The organism is Shimia sp. CNT1-13L.2 (genome assembly GCF_024331145.1).
Classification (GTDB): Bacteria; Pseudomonadota; Alphaproteobacteria; order Rhodobacterales; family Rhodobacteraceae; genus Shimia.
This window is the reverse complement of the sequence record NZ_JANDJO010000004.1, coordinates 253877-269656: the sequence shown is the minus strand read 5'-3', so window position 1 is coordinate 269656 and position 15780 is coordinate 253877. Positions and strand designations below refer to the sequence as shown.

Genomic DNA, 15780 nt, shown 5'->3' with positions numbered 1-15780 from the left:
CGCGTCTAAACCTTGTGGCATGCCACAAAGTGTTCGGGGGCAACCTCGCGCCATTCAGGCTCGGATCGGGCGCATTCCTCGGTCGCAATGGGACATCGCGTATGGAACCGGCATCCCGACGGGGCCGCCAACGGGTTCGGAATCTCGCCCTTGAGACGCACGGGATCAAACCGCGCATCGGGATCAGCCTGCGGAATCGCGGACAACAGCGCCTTGGTGTAGGGATGGCGCGGCTCGAAGAACAGGCTTTCGGTCGGCGCATATTCGACAAACTTGCCCACATACATCACCGCAACCCGATGGCTCATCTGGGCCACGACAGAAAGGTCATGGGCAATGAACAGAAAGGCAACGCCCATTTCTTCCTGAAGGTCTTTCAGAAGGTTCACGATTTCCGCCTGGATCGAAACATCCAGCGCGGAAACGCTTTCATCACACACCACGAAATCAGGCTTGGTCACCAATGCTCGGGCGATGCAGATCCGCTGCCGCTGACCTCCCGAAAAGGCGTGCGGAAAGCGGCGCAGGTGCTCAAGGTTAAGCTTGCACCGCTTGGCGATCTTGCGCACCCGCTTGTCGATCTTGTCGCGATCCGTCATCAGGCCGCCCGCCACCAGCGGTTCGGCGATGATGTCACGCACGGTCATGCGGGGGTTCAGGGAACTATAGGGGTCTTGAAACACCAGGCTCATGCGCGGACGGAAAGCGCGCAGCAGGTCCGATGCCATGTCCGAAAGACTGTGTGATCCTTCCGAGAACACCATGTTCATCTTCTTGCGGAACCGGCGCAGGTCTTCGCCTTCCAGATGGCCAAGATCGACGTCGCGTTTCTTGGTGTGAAAGATCACATCCCCATCCGAAGGATCAATCGCGCGCAGGATGGCGCGCCCCACAGTCGTCTTGCCCGATCCGCTTTCCCCGACAAGGCCCACGGTCTCGCCGCGACGAATGTCAAAGGTAACGCCATCAACCGCCCGCAACTCCTGGGTTTCGGTCGAGAACAGCTTCTTTTTCTTGATGGGGAATCGAACCTCAAGGTCCTTCACCTCGATCAGCACGTCATCCTTCATGCGGGTATCTCCAGTTTGGCGGATTGCGACACCTCGGCATCAAGCCAGCACCGCACGGCACGCCCTTCCCCCAGTTGAACTTCCGGCGGCTCAACCACGTCACACTGCCCGGCGCGCATCTGCCCACAGCGGGTGTGGAAAGGGCATCCCGAGGGGCGTTCGGTCGGGCTTGGGATATCTCCCGGCACGGGCGACAGGCGGTCATGCAGGGTATCAAGGCTCGGGATCGCCTTCAAAAGCCCTTGCGTATAGGGGTGGCGCGGATTGCGGATCACCTCCGCCGTGGCGCCGCGCTCGACGATCTTGCCGAGATACATCACCACCACATCGTCGGCGACCTGCGCAATCACGCCAAGGTCGTGGGTGATAAAGATCATCCCCATACCAAGATCGCGTTGCAGATCGCCCATCAGTTCCAGAACCTGCGCCTGAATGGTCACGTCAAGCGCCGTCGTCGGCTCGTCCGCAATAAGAAGAGCAGGGCCCGCCGAAAGCGCCAGCGCGATCATCGCCCGCTGCCGCATCCCGCCTGACAACTCGTGCGGATATTGATCGACACGTGCCGACGCGTTCGAGATGCCGACACGATCAAGCATGTCGATGGCAATCTCGCGGGCCTCTTTCTTCGAGGCCTTCCGGTGCAGGCGGATGGCCTCGATCATCTGGTTGCCAATGGTATAGACCGGCGAAAAGCTGGCCATCGGCTCCTGAAAGATCATCCCGATCTCGCCGCCACGCAGTTGACGCAGGGCGCGGGAATTGGGCTTCAGGCTTTCGACATTCACCGTCTCGCCAGCCTTGTTGACATAGGCCATACGCGCATCAGGCGAGACCAGCGCATTGCCCGGCAAAAGCCGCATCAACGCCTTGGTCGACACGGATTTCCCCGACCCGCTTTCCCCGACGATGCCAAGCGTTCGCCCCGCCTTGACCTCGAAACTCACGTCCTGAACCGGGGTGATCAGGCCCTCGTCGGTGCGGAAGGAAATGGTCAGGTTATCGACTTTCAACATATGTCCATCTCCTTGCTAGTGGCTGTCGGAATAAGGGTCGGCAGCATCGCGCAGCCCATCGCCGATCACGGTGAAGGCCAGCACAGCCACCACTACAAAAACGGCGGGAATGAAAAGCCACGGGGTCTGTTCGATGACCCGCACCGACTGCGCCTGCTGCAACAGAACACCCCAGGACACGGTTGGCGGCCGCAGACCCAGACCAACAAAGCTCAGCGCGGTTTCCGACAGGATCATGTAGGGAAACGAGATCACCAGATCGACGATGATAAAGCTGGTGAACGAGGGCAGCATATGCCGCGAAATGATCCGTGTAGGCCGCGCTCCGGCAAGGCGAGCTGCAACCACGTAATCCTCGTTGCGGATCGACAAGAGCTGTGACCGGATGCGCCGCGCAAGCGTGGGCCAGCCAAACAGCCCGAGGATCAGGGTCATCGCAAAATACACCTGCGTGGTTGACCATTCCTTCGGCATCGCCGCGGCCAGCCCCATATACAGCGGGATGATCGGCACCACGCGGATGACCTCGGTAACGCGCTGGATCACATTGTCGATCACGCCCCCGGCATACCCGGCAACCCCACCGATGATCAGCGCCAGAACAAATGAGATCATGACCCCGATCACACCAATCGAGAGCGACACCCGCGTCGCATAGATCGTCCGCGAGAACACGTCGCGGCCAAGATCATCCGTGCCCCAGAGGTGCAGCTTGGCCTTGGGGTCCGACAGACCAAAAAGATGGCGATCCGTTGCAATCAGGCCGAGAACCTTCACAGGCTCCCCCTTTGCGAAGAAGGTCACATAAACGCGCTTTTCAGGGTCCGGAACCGAAATCGCGCGCAGGGTGATCGGGTCACGCTTGGTGGAAACGCCGTGAATGAACGGCTGGATCGAACACCCGTTCTGATCGCAGAACTTGGGGATCTGCGGCGCACCATCCAGATAGCTGGTGTCGCGCGTCGTGGTGCCATAGGGGGCCACGAATTCGGCAAAGATCCCCGACAGGGCCATGAGCCCCAGGATCATCACCGCTACCATGGCCGCCTTGTGACGGCGAAACCGCCACCAGATCAGGGTCCACTGCGACGCCGAGTAATACTTAAGCCGCTTCTTTTCCTCGGCCGAGAGCTGTTCGGGGCTCACATCGGTCATGGTCAGGCTCCCAGCTTGATACGCGGGTCCAGCCAGGCAAGCAGCAGGTCGGACACGAAGTTCATGAAAACGATGATGAAGGTCAGCAGGAGCAGGATCGCCCCCGCGACATACATGTCGAGGTCGAGGTAGGCCTTGAGCAGCAGTTCACCCAGTTCGGTCAGGCCAAGCACAACAGCAACAATCGGCAATTCCGAAAAGATGCGGTTCACGTCAAAGCCGATGGTCGAGACCACGGGGTTGATGGCAAGCCGCGCAGGGTATTTCACCAAAAGCTTCATTTCGGGCACACCACGCGCACGGGCCGCCGTGACCGAAAGCTTGTTCAACTCGTCCGACATGGTCGCGCGCATGGTCTGGATCTGGTAGGCGACCGCCGACCAGGCCAGCACGAAGGCAGGCAGCCAGAGGTGTTTCACAAGATCCCAGACCTTGGCCAAAGACCACGGCGCATCCGCATAGGCCTCCGAGAACAGCCCCCCGATGTCTGCGCCGAACCAGCGGCTCGCGAAATATAGCATCAAGAGCGCCAGCAGAAAGTTGGGCAGCGCAAGGCCCATATAGGAAAAGATCGTCAGCCCGTAGTCCATGGCAGATGCCCGTTTCACGGCGGCAAAAATGCCCACCGGAATCGAGATCATGTAGGTCACGAGAAGCGTGGCAAACAGGATACCAAGGGTAAGGAACCCCTTGTCCCCGATCACCTTCACAACCGAGGTTTCAAAGGCAAACGCCTGTCCGAAATCGCCCCGCAGAACGATGCCACCAATCCAGTCGAGATACCGAAGGACCATCGGCTTGTCCAAACCCAGATCGGCACGGATCGCCTCGATATCGGCCTGGGTCACATTCACCCCGGTGCCCGAATATTTCCGAAAGGCATAGCGGTCGGCATAGTCCCCGGGCGGGATTTCCATGATGATGAACACCATGACCGACACAAGGGCCATCGTGATCACCATTCCGACAAGTCTTTCCAGCGTGAAGCGAAGCATTCCGTTTCCCCCGTAACGGTTCGAGGCGGCAAACAGGCCGCCCCGAACATTTTCATTGGATCAAAGACTTACTGCTCCAGGAACCACTGGCTGGGGCGATAAGGATAGGTCCAGTAGAAGTCGTAGGTCTTGGCCTTGATCGGCTTCACGTTCATCAGGTCGTTGCGGTGCAGGAACGGCGCAACGATGTCACCGACGGTGCCGATCTTCAGCATGTTGTCGGCGTGGATGCGGGTGATTTCCGCGCCCAGACGGTTGCTTTCGTCGCTGCCCATTTCCTGCTGGATGAACTTCTCGGACAGGCTCCACAGTTCCTTGATGTCAGCCGGCGGTTCGGTGCCAGCCGCGCCAGACGTGGCTTTCCATTCCGCCCAGCCGAAACCGGTGCCCGGATTGAAAAAGTCACCAAACGGCGGGATAAAGACGGTCACGTCCTGCGAAATGGTCGGGCCGGCATTGCCGTCGTATTTCCAGGTGGTCAGGTCCAGATCGTTGTTGTTACCCGACGCGCGGTATTCGTCCGAGGTCACCTCTTTCAGGTCAACCCGCACACCAACTGCGGTCCAGTAGTCACGCACCAGTTCCATCATTTTCACCGGCACACCCTGCGACGAGTAGACCAGACGAATGACCAGCGGCTTGCCGTCCGGACGCTCGACAACACCGTCGCCGTCCATGTCCTTCAGACCCATCTCCGCCAGCAGTGCCTTGGCGCCATCAACATCATAGTTGATGTCTTTGGAAAGGGTCTCTTCCGAAACAAACGATACCGTCTTGGGTTCTGCCGGAACACCCTGCATCGGCGTGCCCTGACCAAGATAGACAATCTCGTTGATCTCGCCACGGTTCATCGCGATCGACATGGCGCGGTTGAAACGCACGTCGCCAAAGATTTCGGCCAGAACCGGATCTTTGTGGGTGCGGTTGAACGAGAAGAAGACGTTCTCGCCAAAGGTCGGCGCGAAGTTGATGTTATAGTTGCCGCGGCCTTCGTTCTCTTTCAGAAGCGGGAAATCCTCGAGGAAGATCGCCTGCTGCTTCCAGACCACTTCACCGTTCATGATCTTGAGGTTCTGGACTTCCTTGTCGCTGACATAGGTTTCAACGATCTCCGGAATATAAGGCAGCTGGTTGCCCGCGGTATCCACCTGGTGGAAGTAGGGGTTGGCAACAAGTTTGCGGCCTTCCGCATTCTCTTCGACAACGATGTGGCTTTCGAGGGTCGGAACAACCGCACGGCCAAGCGCCATCGCACGATCAGCGTCTTTCAGAAGCGGCGAAGGCACGTCTTTCCAGTCCGAACCGCCATAGTAGAAATCAACCGCAGCGGCGGCGTTTTCAAAGCCATGCTCCTTGGCCAGCGCCTCGGCGTTCTCGTTGTACTTCGGCATGAACTGCGAAAGGAAGTGCTTGGGCTGGAACGGCTGGCCATAGTCAACGGCAAAGCGGTTCAGAATGCCGGGGGTCGGCACGGGGAAGGTCATGCGCACGGTGACGGCGTCAACGGCCTCGACCTTGACGGCCTCGCCAGCAAACAGCCAGCGGCCCGGGGTGCTTTCATACACGTCGGGGTTCAGGATCAGGTCATTGTACCAGAAGGCCACGTCTTCTGCGGTAAAGGCTGCGCCATCCGACCACTTGTGCCCCTCGCGCAGGGTGAAGGTCAGAACGGTGTAGTCATCGTTCCAGGCCCATGCCCTTGCAACGTTCGGCACAACGGTCTGAAGATCGTCGGCATAACGCACAAAGTTCACGTGACGCACCGACAGGAGGTCCGAAGTCCCCGATTCCGTACCTTTCGAAAGGCCGGTGATGACGCCGCCGTAGGAACCGATCTTGGCATAGGGCGCGACAACCAGAGGCTCGGCAGGCAGTCGGTCGGCAACACCGGCCAGATCACCGTTCCCGAAGATACGCGCGTTCAGTTCGCCAATGGCAGGGTTCTGGTTGAAGACAAGGTCACAGGACGCTTTGCCTTCGAATTCGGCCAGTTCGAACTGCTGCGGAAAATCAGCGGTCATGCCTTGCATGTCCGCCACGGTAACGGCAGGGCAGGTGGCTGCGTTTGCCGCTGCGGCAAAGCTCAGCAGGGCAACGCCCGACAGAAGGGTGGTCTTGATCGTCATGAAAAGCTCCCAGGCAGGTTTGACGGATTATCGACACCCGCCATGAACCTGTTTTCCGTGACGAAATTGTAAAATGCCCGACACTATAGCTTTTTATTATGCTTTCCCGATCATCACCAAAGTGTCACAAAGATCCGTCTCGCTGCGGCACAAAAAAAACGGCCTGCCCCGGGGAGATGGAGCAGGCCGTATGCGCCAGGACGGTCCGTTTCGTCCCGGCAGGTCCTAAAAGGTGGGTTTGGACCACTCCCAAACCATGTGACGGGCCAGTGTCTGTTCGGCCGCACGCATGCGTGTGGAAAGCAGCCCTTCTGCCATCGCCGCCCGCACCTCCGGTTCCTGCGCCGCGATATTGTCGAAACATCCGGGATCGTCTGCCAGATCGAACAGAAGCGAACCATCCGCGGGTGTATGGACATAAAGGTGATCTTCGGTGCGCCAGCAGGCCATGGCACAATCGTCGGGATCATGGCCGCGCTCGTCCAGCTCGCGATAATCGAATTCCCACATCACCCCGTCGCGCCACTTTGGCATCTCGCCGCGCGCAAAGGGCAAAAGCGATGCACCGTTCGGCACGATTTCCGGCACCACCTGCATCGCGTCGCAAAGCGTTGGAAAAATATCGACAGCCGAGGTAAAGGCCTCGATCCGCCGCTTCCCATCCCCCGGCACCCGCAGGATCAGCGGAATATGATAGCTTTGCGCATGGTATCCGCCTTTCCCCAGCATCCAGTGATCCGCCATCATCTCGCCATGATCCGATGTAAAGACCAGCAGGGTATCTTCCCAGCTCCCCATGGCACGCAGCCCCGCGATCAGGCGGCCGATCTGGGCGTCCACTTCGCTCATCATGCCAAAATAGATGGCCCGGATACGGTCGAAATCGCGCGCATCCAACTGTTCGAGCCCCCCTGTGCCCCCCGCGATATAATGGCCAAGCTCTGACTGGGCGCGCTTGGTCTTGGGCACGGGGTGGTGGTCGGGCTCAAGCGCGGGCGTCTCAGCCCGCAAATAGGCCGGCCCGTCGCCGGGGGCGTACATCTCGTTATAAGGCGCAGGCACCGAAAACGGCGGATGCGGGCGCAGGAAAGAAAGATGCGCGAACCACGGCGCGCCCTGCCCCTCTGCCCAATCAAGAAACTTGCCGGTCAGAAACGCCGTCTGGCTCTGCTCGGCGGCAAAGGCCGTTGGCGCCATCGAGACGATCTCGCCCTCCTCCGGCGCCCCCGCCTGCATCAGATGCGGTGCATCCACCCCCTGCTCTGCAATCCAGTCGAGCCATGGCCCGTCATCTTCCGGCAGGATCTGCCCCACCTCCATGCCGGGCAAAACACCTTCATAACTCTGCAACGCGGGATCGGTCGGCTCCATGCCACGGGGGTCGGGAGAAGTATCCGTATATCCGAACAGGGTCGGCACGTATCCCCCGCGTCGCGCCGCCTTGGCGATATTGTCGAACCGCACATCCAGCGGCGTGCCGTTTCGCACCACCCGCGTGTTCATCTGGTATTGCCCGGTATAAAGGCTGGCCCGCGCCGGCGAACAGGGCGCACAGGCCGCATGGTGCCGTGTGAAGATTGTCGCCTCCTCGGCAAGCGCATCCAGATGCGGCGTCTTCACGATATGGCCCAGCGCCCCAAGACACTCGCCGCGCCATTGATCGGCTGTAATCAGCAGGATGTTGGGGCGCTGTGTCATGGTTACCGGGCGTCCAGTTGCTCGATCAGCGCAGGCAGGTCGGCGATCGTGTCGATCACGTGGTCTGCACCGGCATCTTTCAGGATCTGAGCCGCCTTCTGGCGCAGCACGTCGATGTCTTCAGGGGTCATTGCCTCAAGCTCTTCCAGGGTTTTGCCGACCGCATTGCCCGACAGGGCAAGACCCACGGTCACGCAACCCGCCGCCACACCTTCGCCGATCCCCGGCGCCGTGTCATCCACCTTGATGATGGCTTCGGGCGGGTAGGCCACAAGATCAACCATGCACTTGTACATGCCAAGCGGCCCCGGACGCCCCTCGGGCAGGTCATCGGAACACACGAGGTTGTCAGGCTCATAGCCCTGCGCGGCGGCAACCGGCAGTACGTTTTCCATGATCGAACGGGTATAGCCGGTGGTCGAGCCGATCTTCATACCCTTGCCCCGCAGATAGGCCATGGTGTCGAGGGTCCCGGGGATCAGATCGGCATAGTCGGCGGCAACCTTCTCGTTCATCGGCACAAAGACCTCATAGACCTTGTCGACATCCGCATCCGAAGGCGCGTTGCCGAAAGTCTCTTCCCACTGGCGGGCAATCGACGGCATGTCCATCATCGCGCGGATGTGGTCCCACTTGGCACTGCCCATCGGGCCGCGCGCTTCGTCGATGGTGGCGGTGATGCCGAACTCGGCAAAGGCCTTCACGAAAACGCCCATCGGCGCAAACGACCCGAAATCAACAGTGGTCCCTGCCCAATCGAATACGGCTGCTTTGAACTTGGTCATGGTTTTTCCTTTACTTCAGGCCGCCGCTTCCGGGGCGGACAGGCGTTTACGTTCTTCAAGAGCAACGGCCGGCGGGGTGGCATCAGCAAGCCCCATCTCGGCCAGAGCGTCGCGCGCAGCCTCGACAACGCGCCTCATGACGGCCGCATCCATCCGGCCAATACATCCAATGCGAAAACTGTCTACAAGGGTCAGCTTGCCCGGGTAGATGATAAACCCCTTCGCCTTCATCGACGCATAGAATGCGTCAAAATCAAACGCCGGATCGGCCGGGCAGAAGAAGGTCACGATAATCGGCGAAAGCCACGCATCATCAAGCAGGGTTTCAAAACCAAGCGACCTCATACCGGCAACCAGCACGTCACGGTTCTGCGCATACCGCGCACCCCGCGCAACAACGCCGCCTTCCATTTCATGTTCCCTCAGGGCTTGCAGGAAAGCCGCAACCACATGAGTCGGCGGCGTAAAACGCCATTGTCCGGTTTTCTCCATGGCCGACCACTGCGCATTCAGATCAAGGCTGATCGAATGGCTGTTGCCCTTGGCCCCTTCCAGCACATCTTTGCGGGCCAGCACAAAGCCGAACCCCGGAACACCCTCGATACACTTGTTGGCGGATGAGACCACGGCATCGAACGGAAAATCCCCTGCCTCAAGCCGCACCGCACCAAATGCTGACATGCTGTCGATCAGCAACCTGCGGCCAGCCGCGGCCGTCGCCTCGGCGATCTCCTTCAGATGGTTGAGAATCCCCGAAGAGGTTTCACAGTGGATCGCAACAACATGGGTAATCGCCGGATCAGCAGCAAGCGCAGCCGTCACTTCGCTTCCGCGCGGCGGCAGGTAATCCCCCTTGTCCAGAACCGTGTGGGCGCGCCCAAGATAGGCCAGCGTTTCCGCAGCCCGCTTGCCATAAGCACCGTTGGCCAGAACCAGAACCTTCCCGTCACGGGGAACAAAGCTTGCAAGCATGGCTTCCACGGCAAAGGTGCCGGAGCCCTGCATCGGAACACAATCAAAGGCCTCGACCCCTTCCCCAAGCATGGCCAAAAGCCGCGCCCGAAGCTCAGAGGTCATGGCACGGAAATCACCATCCCAGCTGCCCCAATCGCGCAGCATGGCCTCTTTGACAGTGCGGGACGTGGTCAACGGACCAGGCGTCAGAAGATAGGGTTCCCCAAGAAACGGGGGCGGCAGGTCGGGCATGGGAAACATCCTTGGCACGAACAGGAAACTAACCCGCAATTATTTGCCGCCCTTTAATCGAGCAAGTATCTATAGCTTTTTGTTATAAATTGCCCACTGATACGAAATCGTTACTTCGGTGCCAGCTCCGTCGCGGTCGAAAGAAAGGCCTGCACCGCCGAAACAACGCGCCGCTCTGGCAGATGCACCAGAAACTGCGAGGCCTTCAGCGCCTTGTCATCCACCTCGACACGCGTGATCCCCGGCACGTTCTCGACCTCGACATCCAGACCAACGCCAAGCCCCACGCCCGCGCGGATCATCTCGACGATCGACCCCCAGGACCCCACCGCAAGGATCGTTGTCAGGGGCGCACGCGCCAACGCCGCCCGCGCTTCGAGAAGTTTCCGTGTGTTCGATGTCACCTCGCGCTGGATCAGCGGCTGGCCAACCAGATCCTTGAACGACACGCGCCCCTTTTCCGCAAACGGATGGGAAACGGGCACCGCCAGAACGATTTTCATATCCCGAAGCCAGATGCCCGACAGATGCGCCGGGATTTCACGCGCGGTGATACAGGCCACATCCAGATCCCCGCTCTCGAGCCTGCTTGCCAGATCGGAACTCGCCATAGACCGCGCTTCGACCTGAACGTTGGGAAACCGGCGCATGAAACGCGTCAGGATCGGGACAGCAATCTGATAGGTCGAATACCCCACCCGCAGATGCCCGGTTTCAAGCGCACGACGCCCCTCCATCTCGCCTTCGAGTTCGTCAACAAGGGTTAGAATGGTGCGCAGCTTCGGCAACAGGCGCTCAAGCTCCTGCGACTGGACCGCCTGATGCCCGCGGCGTTCGAACAGCTGAACACCGAACCGGCTTTCAACCGCCGTCACATGGTTCGAGATAGACGGCTGCGACACTCCCAGAAGCCCTGCCGCATCCGAAAAGTTTCGGCGCGACGCAACGGCTTCGATGGCCCGCAGCTGGCTAAGAGAGAGACGCTTCTGTTTCACGGGCGCACCTTGTGTGAGCCTAGGAAAAGAGTCCAGTGATCGATTTCCCCTATGTGCAGAAATCAATGCACGACAAAAGGAGTACCGAAAGGTGGACTACACGAGCTATCCCCGCACAACGCGTTGAAGAATATATCATACCGGGGGATTTTGGTGCCCAGAAGAGGACTCGAACCTCCACGTCCATACGGACACTAGCACCTGAAGCTAGCGCGTCTACCAATTCCGCCATCTGGGCACGGGTTGGTGAGGCAGGCGTTTAAGCCTCGTGGCGGGGGGTGTCAACGCGATTCTGAAAGAATTTTAAATTTTCTATCATGAACTTTCGGGGTGGCTGTTGCGCGCCTTTCCAATTCTTCCGGAATTAAAGGGGATTCTTGTCGCGGTACGGGGTTTGCGCCTTGTTCCCGCGGCGCAACGGGCGTATTCCGAAAACAGGAATTCAAGAAGCGGAGGGTTCCCATGCCGAAACTTGTGACCATCTATGGCGGCTCGGGCTTTGTAGGGCGCCACATTGCGCAACGTATGGCGAAAGAAGGCTGGCGCGTGCGCGTGGCCGTGCGCCGTCCCAACGAGGCGATGTTCGTTAAGCCTTATGGCGCGGTCGGGCAGGTTGAGCCGGTTCTCTGCAATATTCGCGATGATGCCTCGGTTGCACTTGCGATGGATGGTGCCGATGCGGTTGTGAACTGCGTTGGCGTTCTGGGGGAGCACCGCAAGAACACCTTTGATGCGGTTATGGCGGAAGGCGCCGGACGTGTTGCGCGTCTGGCCGCAGAGGCAGGCATTGACACGATGGTGCAGATCTCGGCCATCGCGGACACCGCCTCGGACAGCGGCTATGCCAAGGCCAAGGTAGAGGGCGAGGAAGCGGTTCTCGCGCACATGCCGAACGCGATGATCCTGCGCCCCTCTGTGATCTTCGGGCCCGATGACGGGTTCTTCAACCGCTTTGCGTCCATGTCGCGCCTTGGCCCGATCCTGCCCGTGATCGGCGGCGATACCAAGTTCCAGCCGGTTTACGTTGACGATGTTGCCAAGGCGGCCGTGAAGGGCATTCTGGGCGAGGCGCAGGGCGTTTATGAACTGGGTGGTCCTGATGTGGGCACGCTTCGGGAGTGGGCGCAAAAGTCTATTGACGTTGCGCACCGTCGCCGCCTGATCGTGAATATGCCGTTCTTTGTGGCCCGTCTCATGGCCTGGGGCTGTGACATGGTGCAGGCGGTTCTGATGGGGCTGATCGAAAATAAGATCATCACCCGCGACCAGATCAAGCTGCTGCGGAACGACAATGTGGTTTCGGAGGACGCCAAGGGCTTTGCCGATCTGGGCATCGAGCCGACAAGCACCGATGCGGTTCTGGCCGACTATCTGTGGCGTTTCCGCCCGTCGGGCCAGTATGACGCCATCAAGGATTCGGCAAAGAACCTGAACGCCTGATTGCTTTCGGGTTTGGAAATCGCAAGGCGGGTCCAATGTGGCCCGCCTTTTTCTTTAGCTGTAGGCGATGGCCAGAAGGATGATGCCAAGAGCGACGCGGTAGATCACGTAGGGCGTGAAGCTGACCGAGCGGAGAAGTTGCATCATGAACTTCAACGCCAGGAGGGCGGCGAAGAAGGCGAAGACTGCCGCGATGGCGCCATCGCGGGCGGTTTGCATGTCGGCGTTACCGGCGACTTCTGCACCCAGCAAGACGCCGCTTGCGATGATCGTCGGGATCGACATCAGCATTGAAAGGCGGGCGGCATCGGAGCGTTCATAGCCAAGATGACGTGCGCCGGTGATCGTGATGCCGGATCGGGAGGTGCCGGGAATCAGGGCGATTGCCTGCCAGACCCCCATGATCAGGGCATCGCGCAGGTTCCATCCTGCGGCGGTCTTCTCGGAGGGGCCGCGCTGGTCCATCCACCACAGGAGAATACCAAAGCCGAGCATGGTCCATCCAATCACGGCCATCGAGCGCATGGCGTCGTCCAATCCGGTGAGTTTCAGGGTGATGCCGAACAGGATGACCGGGATGGTTGCCATGATAAGGAGGAAGGCGAGTTTGCTGCCGGGCGTATCGATCTTGCCGGTCAGCAGGCGGGGCAGTCCTGCCAGCGCGCTGCGCACATCCGACCAGAAGAACAGGACCACAGCGCCAAGCGTACCGATGTGTACAGCCACGTCAATTGCCTGCCCCTGATCGGCGAATCCCGTGAGATTCGGAAGGAGAATCAGGTGTCCCGACGAGCTCACCGGCAGGAATTCGGTGATGCCCTGGATGATGGCCACCAGAAGGATGTGAAAGAAGCTCATCTGACCCCTGTCCGCGCGTTGTATTTGGGGCATGGTATAAGATATTGTAATAAAGAAGAAACTCTGAATTTAGGTCCGAATCGGATTTAAAAATGTGGTTTTCAGCACCTTTTCGCCAGCTGAGATTGGAAATTTTCTTCAAATAGGTCAGTACAATTGACTTTTACTCGGTTTCAACATTGCTTAAACACGCGTCACCAGACAAATCAGGAGGCAGCTGCCGTGGCCAAGCAACCCATGCTGAAATTTGTGACCGTTGATCGTGACATGCCGGAGAAGCGTGACGCGGGTGAACGGAACAAGGATTTCCATGAAATCTATGCCGAGTATGCGCATGCGAAAGCTGCCGAGCAATCGAGCCGCTGCTCGCAATGTGGCGTGCCTTATTGCCAGGCGCACTGCCCGCTGCACAACAACATTCCCGACTGGCTGCGCCTGACTGCGACCGGCCGTCTGGAAGAGGCCTATGCCACGTCGCAGGCTACCAACACCTTCCCGGAAATCTGTGGTCGCATCTGCCCGCAGGACCGTCTGTGCGAAGGCAACTGTGTGATCGAACAGTCGGGCCACGGCACCGTGACCATCGGTTCGGTTGAGAAGTACATCACCGACACAGCGTGGGAAGAAGGCTGGGTCAAGCCAATAACGCCGTCGGTAGAGCGTGCGGAAAGCGTTGGCATCATCGGTGCCGGACCTGGCGGTCTCGCGGCTGCGGAACGTCTGCGTCGCGCAGGTTTCAAGGTAACCGTTTATGACCGTCATGACCGCGCTGGCGGCCTGCTGACTTATGGCATTCCAGGCTTCAAGCTCGAGAAAGACGTCGTAATGCGCCGCGTTGACCTGCTCGAGCAGGGTGGCGTTGTGTTCAAGCAGAACTGCAATGTTGGTGAAGATATCTCGTTTGCAGACCTGCGGGCTGCCCATGACGCCGTGATTATCGCTACGGGTGTTTACAAGTCGCGTGATCTGGGTGGGCCGGGCGCCGGTGCAAAAGGCATTGTCCGCGCGATCGATTACCTGACCTGTTCGAACCGCCTGAACTTTGGCGACACGGTTGCCGAATACGAAAGCGGCGAGTTGAATGCGGAAGGTAAGAAGGTTGTCGTGATCGGTGGTGGTGATACCGCGATGGACTGTGTCCGGACCGCGATCCGCCAGGGCGCGGAAAGCGTGAAATGCCTGTATCGTCGTGACCGCGCCAACATGCCGGGCTCGCAGCGTGAAACCAACAATGCCGAGGAAGAAGGTGTTGTCTTTGAATGGCTCGCCGCGCCCAAGGGCTTTACCGGTGATCCGGTCAATGGCGTGATGGTTCAGCGTATGCGCCTTGGCCAACCGGACGCGTCCGGCCGCCAATCGCCGGAAGTAATCGAAGGTGCCGACTATGTCGAAGAAGCAGACCTTGTGATTAAGGCGCTGGGCTTCGAGCCGGAAGACCTGCCGACGCTGTGGGGCGAAGAGGCGCTGGAAGTGACCCGCTGGGGCACCGTGAAAGCGGCATTTACCACCGGTGCGACCGCGATGGACGGCGTCTATGCTGTTGGTGATATCGTGCGCGGCGCTTCGCTTGTCGTTTGGGCGATCAAGGATGGCCGCGATTGCGCCGATGCCATCATCGAGCGCTTTGAAAACGCATCGTCGGTTGCAGCAGAGTAAATCCTGTTTGCAGGGGTAAACAGCCATTTTGGCCAGGGCGGATTTGCAATCCGCACCAAGCAGAAAAGGAAAAGGGACATGACGAAAACAGCACTGTTTGTCACCGTTCTTGCCGCCTGTGTGGGGACCACCGCGTTCGCGCAAGAACAAGCTGTTCCTGAAGGCTGCGTTGCGGTTGCCACCGTGCATCGCGAGAGCTGCATGGTGTCGAATTATCTGCAATGCGGTAATCGCGTTGAAGTTCACAGTTTTGAAAACGGCAAGCTGAGTGACTCGCACTACTTTGGCCCCGATTGGGACTTGGTCGAGTATCAGGCTGATGGTGGTCGCACCGATGTAACCGTGGCCGAAGGCAGCGCTCCGGAAGCCTCTTTGACAACGGCGCTTGCCACTGGTGAGAGCCTTGGGACACGCGACATGAGCTTCTCGTCGGGGGTCCTTCAGGGCAATGCGGTTCTGCTGGAATCGGCACTGACCATCGGCGACGAGGAAGTGCAGATCAGCGGCGAGACTTTCCGCAAGGGGACCTTAGTGCGCACGATGACGGTTAAGAAAAACGGCGTGTCGTCGCAGTGGTCATTCGAAGTTTTTGCTGCTCCGGATGCGTCTTTCTTCATCGAGGGCGAAGTCGAGATCGAACAGTTCGGCAAGACCCAGAAGCTGGCTTGGACACCCACCCAGATCATTCGCCCCGGTGCGCCGGGTTTCATGAGCACACAACGCCCCGCGGGGTGTAGCGGATCTTAATTCATTACGATCCGGACACCACGACAACACATAACC

Annotated in this window: 13 protein-coding genes and 1 tRNA gene; 3 read left to right on the top strand and 11 right to left on the bottom strand. The window is 59.3% G+C overall.

Annotated features, from left to right (window positions below):
* Nucleotides 1–5: 5 nt before the first annotated feature.
* The 10 genes from NNA36_RS11085 to NNA36_RS11040 all read right to left on the bottom strand — a co-directional run bounded on the left by NNA36_RS11085 (nt 6) and on the right by NNA36_RS11040 (nt 11281).
* Nucleotides 6–1070, bottom strand: coding sequence for an ABC transporter ATP-binding protein (locus NNA36_RS11085; RefSeq protein ID WP_255107087.1), 1065 nt, complete (start codon nt 1068–1070; stop codon nt 6–8).
* A complete protein-coding gene (locus NNA36_RS11080; RefSeq protein ID WP_255107086.1) occupies nt 1067–2083 on the bottom strand; it encodes an ABC transporter ATP-binding protein in 1017 nt (338 codons plus the stop codon). The genes NNA36_RS11085 and NNA36_RS11080 overlap by 4 nt, the downstream gene beginning before the upstream one ends.
* 15 nt (nt 2084–2098) lie before the next feature.
* On the bottom strand, nt 2099–3238 hold the full coding sequence (locus NNA36_RS11075) for an ABC transporter permease (RefSeq protein ID WP_255107085.1): 1140 nt from the start codon (nt 3236–3238) through the stop codon (nt 2099–2101).
* A gap of 2 nt (nt 3239–3240) precedes the next feature.
* Complete coding sequence (locus NNA36_RS11070; protein WP_255107084.1) at nt 3241–4233, bottom strand: ABC transporter permease; 993 nt, start codon at nt 4231–4233, stop codon at nt 3241–3243.
* A gap of 68 nt (nt 4234–4301) precedes the next feature.
* Nucleotides 4302–6359 (bottom strand): ABC transporter substrate-binding protein, encoded by a 2058-nt coding sequence (locus NNA36_RS11065; protein WP_255107083.1) that lies wholly within the window; start codon nt 6357–6359, stop codon nt 4302–4304.
* 225 nt (nt 6360–6584) lie between these two features.
* The gene (locus NNA36_RS11060; RefSeq protein WP_255107082.1) at nt 6585–8057 is read right to left on the bottom strand and encodes a sulfatase-like hydrolase/transferase; all 1473 of its coding nucleotides are present in this window, start codon (nt 8055–8057) and stop codon (nt 6585–6587) included.
* A gap of 2 nt (nt 8058–8059) precedes the next feature.
* Nucleotides 8060–8842, bottom strand: a complete 783-nt coding sequence (phnX, locus tag NNA36_RS11055; protein WP_255107081.1) for a phosphonoacetaldehyde hydrolase — start codon at nt 8840–8842, stop codon at nt 8060–8062.
* A 15-nt stretch (nt 8843–8857) separates the two neighbouring features.
* Nucleotides 8858–10048: a 2-aminoethylphosphonate--pyruvate transaminase gene (locus NNA36_RS11050; protein ID WP_255107080.1), complete on the bottom strand. Its 1191-nt coding sequence runs from the start codon at nt 10046–10048 to the stop codon at nt 8858–8860.
* Between the two features lie 110 nt (nt 10049–10158).
* Complete coding sequence (locus NNA36_RS11045) at nt 10159–11043, bottom strand: LysR family transcriptional regulator (protein WP_255107079.1); 885 nt, start codon at nt 11041–11043, stop codon at nt 10159–10161.
* 151 nt (nt 11044–11194) lie between these two features.
* Nucleotides 11195–11281: transfer RNA gene (locus tag NNA36_RS11040), tRNA-Leu, on the bottom strand.
* 224 nt (nt 11282–11505) lie between these two features.
* Between NNA36_RS11040 and NNA36_RS11035 the strand changes: the two genes are divergently transcribed.
* Nucleotides 11506–12483 (top strand): complex I NDUFA9 subunit family protein, encoded by a 978-nt coding sequence (locus NNA36_RS11035; protein ID WP_255107078.1) that lies wholly within the window; start codon nt 11506–11508, stop codon nt 12481–12483.
* A gap of 54 nt (nt 12484–12537) precedes the next feature.
* Here the strand turns inward: NNA36_RS11035 and NNA36_RS11030 are convergent, their stop codons facing one another.
* A complete protein-coding gene (locus NNA36_RS11030) occupies nt 12538–13341 on the bottom strand; it encodes an undecaprenyl-diphosphate phosphatase (protein WP_255107077.1) in 804 nt (267 codons plus the stop codon).
* A 222-nt stretch (nt 13342–13563) separates the two neighbouring features.
* Between NNA36_RS11030 and NNA36_RS11025 the strand changes: the two genes are divergently transcribed.
* Nucleotides 13564–14997, top strand: a complete 1434-nt coding sequence (locus NNA36_RS11025) for an NAD(P)-dependent oxidoreductase (protein WP_255107076.1) — start codon at nt 13564–13566, stop codon at nt 14995–14997.
* 78 nt (nt 14998–15075) lie between these two features.
* On the top strand, nt 15076–15744 hold the full coding sequence (locus NNA36_RS11020; RefSeq protein WP_255107075.1) for a hypothetical protein: 669 nt from the start codon (nt 15076–15078) through the stop codon (nt 15742–15744).
* Nucleotides 15745–15780: the final 36 nt, after the last annotated feature.